The organism is Vibrio sp. V01_P9A10T6 (assembly GCF_963877065.1).
Lineage (GTDB): Bacteria > Pseudomonadota > Gammaproteobacteria > Enterobacterales > Vibrionaceae > Vibrio > Vibrio anguillarum.
In genome coordinates this window covers 1-6,206 of the sequence record NZ_CAWNTB010000062.1, presented here as the reverse complement: position 1 = coordinate 6,206, position 6,206 = coordinate 1, and the positions used below count along the sequence as shown (strand labels likewise).

The following is a 6,206-nucleotide window of genomic DNA, read 5'->3' as shown; positions in this document are numbered from 1 at the left end:
GCTCAGTACTTATTAAGCTGATGAGGTACGTATTTAGCGAGTTTGGTTGACTGCCGCTTCTTTGTAAGGCAGCTTCTTCACCCTCATGCACTGACTCTCAAAGCAAGAGGGCGAAGATTTTTCATACCAAGCTTCAGTTACCTAATTCAGCATAGTGTTCCTAAAAAAGATAAATTTCATAACGAGCAAATGACAAACTATGGCTACAAGGTTTGCTGTAGTTGGAAATAGCGGCCTTGTTTGGCCAATAACGCTTGGTGGCTACCGTATTCCACGATTTCACCTTGTTCAATCAGGCAAATAGCATCCATTGTTTCTAACTCGACCAAGCGGTGAGTAATAAAGAGGACCGTTTTATGCGCAAAATGCTGTTGAAACAGAGCCAGAATTTGCTGCTCTGTTTGTTTATCCAAGCCTTCCGTGGGTTCATCGAGTAATAAAATTGAACCGTTGTGGAGCAGCGCGCGCGCGATACCGATGCGGCGTTTCTCTCCACCAGAGAGCTGACGGCCGCCGTCACCCAGCCATGCGTCCAAACCTAGATCGTCCAATAGAGTATGTAAACCGACTTGCGTTAAGGCGTGAGCCAACTGTTGATCGTTTGCGCTTGGATTGGCCATCGCGAGGTTGTCTCGCAGCGTGCCATTGAGTACATCTACACGTTGGCTAACCACACTGATGATTTGGCGAAGTTCGCTCTCATTCCATGCTGTTAAGTGGGTACCTGCAATGGAGACGCTACCTTGCTGTGGATCCCAATAGCGTGACAGCAGTTGCATTAAGGTTGATTTGCCAGAGCCTGTTTGTCCCACTATTGCAACGCGATGCCCTGCGGGAATATGGAGGTTGACACCGCGTAGCACATCTTGGCTGCTGTCAGGATAGTGAAAGGTTACGTCTGAAAATTCAATATCGAATTGACCTGAGTGCTGAGTTGAAGCGGTAGGAAATTGGACTTCAGGCTCAGCCAGAATAATATCGTTGAGGCGGCGAGCAGAAGTGAGTGTTTGTCCTAAATGTTGAAATGCACCAGCAATCGGCATCAGCAGTTCAAAACTTGCCATAGTTGCAAAAGCCACCAGTGCAATCATCGGGTCGGGTTGATTACCTGCCACACCATCGGCGGCAAGCCAGATCACTAACACAAGCGTCCAGCCATTAGCGAGCATGAGCAGTGCTTGTGCAAGGCCAGAAAAATGAGCGTTAGCCAATTGATTGACCAGCAATTTTTGCTGCGCGCTAAGAATCGCTTCACGGTAACGGTTTTCTGCACCAAACAGGGTCAGTTCACTGTAGCCTTGCAACCAGTCAAGCGTTGCAATACGCAAATCCGCCTTGTGCTGGGTGAGCTCGGCACCATTACGCTGACCCAGTTTATAAAAGAGGACTGGCCACACGAGTAGTAGCGTTAGAAGAATTGCACCAAGGGTTAAGCCAATGGCAGGGTCGAACCAACATAAGAATGCCGTTAACGCACTAATGCCCAGTACACCCACGGTTACTGGGCTGATTAAGCGTAAATAGACGTGATCCATAGCATCGATATCTGCCACTAGACGGTTGAGTAAATCAGCGTCTCTGAGGTTTGACACACGACCTGGGATCAGTGGCGCGAGTTTTTGGAAGAAGAAAATACGCAGATCCGTCAGCAGCTTGAATGTAGCATTATGGCTGACAACACGCTCACCCCAACGTCCTGCAGTGCGTCCCATGGCAAACCCACGTACAAACGCGCCCGGTAGCATGTAGTTGAATGTTTCACGAGCAATGGTTAAGCCAGCAATGGCCGCTGCGGATAAAAACCAGCCGGATAAGGTCAGTAGACCAATCGAGGCAAACAGGGTTAAAAAGGCCAGCAGCATACCGAGAGATAAACCAAACCAGTGCTTTTTATACAATTTAAGGTAAGGGATGAGATCACGCATCAAGGTTCCCCTTATTGGCTTCATCAAGCGCTTGATTAGCTTGTAACATATCGGAAAACAGGCCCTTTTGCTGGCTGAGTGTGTTGTAATCGCCTGCTTGAACTATCGCCCCATTTTGCATCACCAAAATCTGTTGCACCGATTTTAATGGTGCTAATTGGTGTGTCACGATTAAAGCGGTGTGGTGTTGAATTTGGCGGTTCAAACCTTGCATCACTAACTGTTCGCTGCGTGCATCTAAGCTGGCGGTTGGTTCATCAAGTAGCCAAAAATTGCCGTTTTGTAGCAGCGCGCGAGCAAGTGCAATTCGCTGAGCTTGTCCGACAGATAATCCACCAGATCGATCGGTGATGGCGTAATCCAAACCATGTTTGTCGACAAATTCAGCCGCATAGGCATTATCTAAAGCCGAATGAAGCGCTTCGTCACTCATGTCATGCTTGCCGAGGCTGATATTCTCAACGATGGTTCCGTGCACCAATAGTGGGTTTTGCCCAACCCAACTGATCTGCTTACGCCAACTGGTATGCTCAAGATCGCTCAGTTCAATACCATTAATTTTCAAACTGCCCTGGTAAGGCATGAAGCCTAAAATGGCGTTGATTAAGCTTGTTTTACCTGCACCGCTTGGCCCGACAAGCGCAGTGGTTGAATGGTTATCTAACGTAAATGAAATTGGACCGACCAAGCGTTTTCCTTCTGGACTAAACACTTCGAGATCTTGCGCTACAATGTCAATCTGCTGTGCACCGTCGAGCGAGATAGAGCCTGATTTCACCTTGCTGATGTCTGTTTCCAAAAACTCGACAATGCTTTCAGCCGCGCCGACAGCTTGTTGTTTGGCGTGATAAAAGGTGCCCAAATCACGTAATGGTTGATAAAACTCAGGCGCAAGGATCAAGATAAATAGGCCGGAAAATAGAGTTACGGCTGTACCGTAGTAGCCGAAATTCAACTCGCCAATAAAGCTAAAACCAAAGTAAACGGCGGTGATGGCAATCGATATCGAGGTGAAAAATTCTAACACTGCTGATGATAGAAAGGCGATTTTCAATACATCCATTGTGCGAGTGCGAAAGACTTCAGAAGCGCCTTTAAGCTGATCGGCTTCGGCTTGTGTGCGGTTGAATAGGCGTATTGTGGTCATCGACTGCAGGCGATCATAAAAGTGGCCAGATAACCGCTGCAGAGCTTTGAAATTTTTACGATTAGCATCGGCCGCTTTCATGCCGACTAAGGCCATAAACAGCGGCACTAAGGGGGCGGTGATTAAGAAGATCAAACCCGCCGCCCAGTTGACGGGAAAGACCACAATCAAAATCATAAACGGGATCAACACAGATAATGACATTTGCGGTAAATAGCGCGCAAAAAAGTCCTGCATGTTTTCAACTTGTTCAAGCAGCAATGTCGCCCATGCACCGGCAGGTTTACCTTTAATGTAAGCAGGGCCCAACTCGCGAACTTTATCCAGTATTAACTGACGGATATAAATGCGGATCTGCTCTCCGCAGCGAAAACCCGCAATTTCACGCCCCCATGCGCACGCGGCACGTGCGGCAATCGTCACCACCAAACCAAGAAAATAGGGAATGAGCTCTGCTTTATCAACTTGTTCAATAATCAGTTGATGCAGAATGGAGGCGAGGAGTGCGGCCTGAGCCAGCAAAAACACACTTGATAATACGCCAAGGCCAACAGCAATCATTAACCAGCGTTTTGCCAGTTTACTTTGCTGTTTGAGCCAATTATTCAAGCTACGTTGCTTTTTCTTATCCATTTCGAAGGCTTAATGAGAATTATTATGTAAACGGAAGGGCGGTAGTATACAAAATAAAGCCCGATGGATATACCACCGGGCTGTAGGGTTTTGTTATAAAACTGGAAAATAACCTTTTGCTTACTTGTCGTTCATGCCTACTTATCGTTCAAGCTATCTAGGTAACGTTCCGCATCTAAGGCGGCCATACAACCCGTTCCTGCCGAAGTGATCGCTTGGCGATAGTTGTGATCCATCACATCACCAGCAGCAAACACACCTTCAATACTAGTTTGAGTTGCATTACCATCAAGGCCAGATCTGACCACGATATAGCCCTCTTTCATCTCTAGCTTACCAGCAAACATGTCGGTATTCGGTTTGTGACCAATCGCGATAAAGACGCCCATCACGTCCAGATCTTCTGTAGTTTCTGATTGGGTGTGTTTCATACGAACACCCGTCACACCAGTCTCATCACCTAAGACTTCCTCTAAGGTACGGTCAGTGTGTAGCACTATATTGCCGCTTGCGACTTTATCCATCAGACGGCTAATCAGAATTTTTTCTGCGCGGAACGAATCACGGCGGTGGATGAGGTGAACTTGTGCCGCAATATTAGATAGATAAAGCGCTTCTTCCACAGCGGTATTGCCGCCACCTACAACGGCCACTTTTTGGTTACGATAGAAAAAACCATCGCAAGTAGCACAAGCGGAAACTCCTCGTCCTTTAAAGGCATCTTCTGAATCTAAACCTAGGTAACGTGCGGATGCACCTGTTGAAATGATCAGAGCATCGCAGCTATATTCTGCACTATCGCCTTTAAGGCGGAATGGCCGCTGTGAAAAATCAACTTCATTAATATGATCAAACACAATCTCGGTTTCGAAGCGCTCTGCATGCTCTTTCATTCGCTCCATTAAAGCAGGGCCCGTGAGGCCTTCGGCGTCTCCTGGCCAGTTTTCTACTTCTGTAGTGGTCGTTAACTGACCACCTTGCTGCATACCGGTAACGAGAACTGGATTAAGGTTAGCGCGAGCTGCGTAAACGGCTGCCGTATAACCAGCCGGGCCTGAACCAAGAATAAGAAGTTTGCAATGTTTCACGTTGCTCATGGGGACTCCAGTATCGAAAATGCTCGAAAATTTAACACGATTGTAGGGAATATCTCGAGTCAATTAAAGCGATTACATGGGCTAGCTTAGAAATAATCGTTATATAGCCAAACTAAGCAATGATGGGACTTGGCTAATAAGTCAGCCAACGTGTTTTTAAGCAATTTCGGCCGCTGGCTTTAGCCGCATAAAGCAGTTGGTCGACTTCTTCACACAATGCTTGAAGGTCTAAATCAGTATTCGTTGCGGTCAACACGCCAAAACTCGAAGTGACGGATACCGATTCTCGTGATTCGGTTACAAAATGGTGGTCTTCAATTTTTCGGCGTAAGGTTTCGGCAATTTCGCTAGCGACGCTTAAGTCAGTGTCGGGTAGTAAGATGAGAAACTCTTCCCCACCGTAGCGAGCGACAACATCGGAAGAGCGTACCGATGACTTAAAGATAGCCGCAATTTCCACTAATACTTGATCGCCGAAGGCGTGACCATAAGTATCATTAATGACTTTAAAATAATCAATATCGGTCAAAATAAGGCTAATCGGTTTTGCATCTTCATTATGTTGGATCTGTTCGTCTAATTGCGCTGAGTCGAATGGTTCGGCGTTTTTTTTAGGTGAAGATTGACCTTTGAACCAAGTCTGTTGCCACATCAAAATCCGTTGTGCGAGTTTAATAAGCGCTTCGCTACTATTTTGGTAAGATTTGGATTGATGTTTTGCAAATCGTTCTTCCATGTAGCGTCGATTATACAAGCCAGTCAAGGTGTCCGTTTTGGCAAGCATGCCCATTTTGATGCGAGAGCGGTTGGCCCAGATAAATATGACCAATAATCCGATTAATGCAAGAGCAAGGAAAAAGACGATTTCACCTAATAGATGAAACGTTTTCTGATGGTTTTCAATCTCTAGCTTTTGAAGTACGTTGTTCCAGTTTAGATCCTGATTTTCATATTGTAGACGCTCAAGATCAAACAACATTTGTTGTCTCTGTAAGTTCTCTATCTGTTCAACATTGCGAAGTGTGAGCGATCGTAAATGATAAAAATCATAAGTTTCATAGGCTTGTTTGTAGTTGTTTTGCCCAGCATAAGCCTGTGCTGCCACTTTTAACAACTCTATCTGTTGAATAAGTAGATTTGATCTTTGCTTGATATGCACAATGAGTGGTTCTACAAATTCAATCACTTCACCGTAGCGTTTTTGTTCCAATAGATCTTGTGTTTGTAATAGCTGAAAAGTGGCAAGGTAGCCTGGTTGGCTTTCTCTGTACTGCAGTTCCTCCGCTTTTTTCAAGAAAAAGCGCATTTGATCTCGGTTGTTGGCATCTCGATAAAGCCGTGCAAGTTCGATGTTAATACGAAAGCGATGTCGCCCGTCACCCAGTATTTGTGCCAGCTTGAGTG

At 46.0% G+C, this 6,206-nt stretch carries 4 protein-coding genes; all 4 read right to left on the bottom strand.

What is annotated here, in order from left to right:
- Positions 1-203 precede the first annotated feature (203 nt).
- Positions 204-1,925, bottom strand: a complete 1,722-nt coding sequence (gene cydC / locus AACQ21_RS03600; protein WP_105976778.1) for a heme ABC transporter ATP-binding protein/permease CydC — start codon at positions 1,923-1,925, stop codon at positions 204-206.
- The gene (cydD, locus tag AACQ21_RS03595) at positions 1,918-3,705 is read right to left on the bottom strand and encodes a heme ABC transporter permease/ATP-binding protein CydD (RefSeq protein ID WP_105976777.1); all 1,788 of its coding nucleotides are present in this window, start codon (positions 3,703-3,705) and stop codon (positions 1,918-1,920) included. Before cydD ends, cydC begins: the two co-directional genes overlap by 8 nt.
- 137 nt (positions 3,706-3,842) lie before the next feature.
- Positions 3,843-4,802, bottom strand: a complete 960-nt coding sequence (trxB, locus tag AACQ21_RS03590; RefSeq protein ID WP_105976776.1) for a thioredoxin-disulfide reductase — start codon at positions 4,800-4,802, stop codon at positions 3,843-3,845.
- A gap of 133 nt (positions 4,803-4,935) precedes the next feature.
- On the bottom strand, positions 4,936-6,206 hold a 1,271-nt coding region (locus AACQ21_RS03585; protein WP_146127536.1), incomplete at its 5' end, for a GGDEF domain-containing protein.

Bases quoted from the DNA above. Each gene is read 5' to 3' on its own strand.
- cydC (WP_105976778.1), bottom strand. From the start codon at position 1,925: ATGCGTGATCTCATCCCTTACCTTAAATTGTATAAAAAGCACTGGTTT.
- cydD (WP_105976777.1), bottom strand. From the start codon at position 3,705: ATGGATAAGAAAAAGCAACGTAGCTTGAATAATTGGCTCAAACAGCAA.
- trxB (WP_105976776.1), bottom strand. From the start codon at position 4,802: ATGAGCAACGTGAAACATTGCAAACTTCTTATTCTTGGTTCAGGCCCG.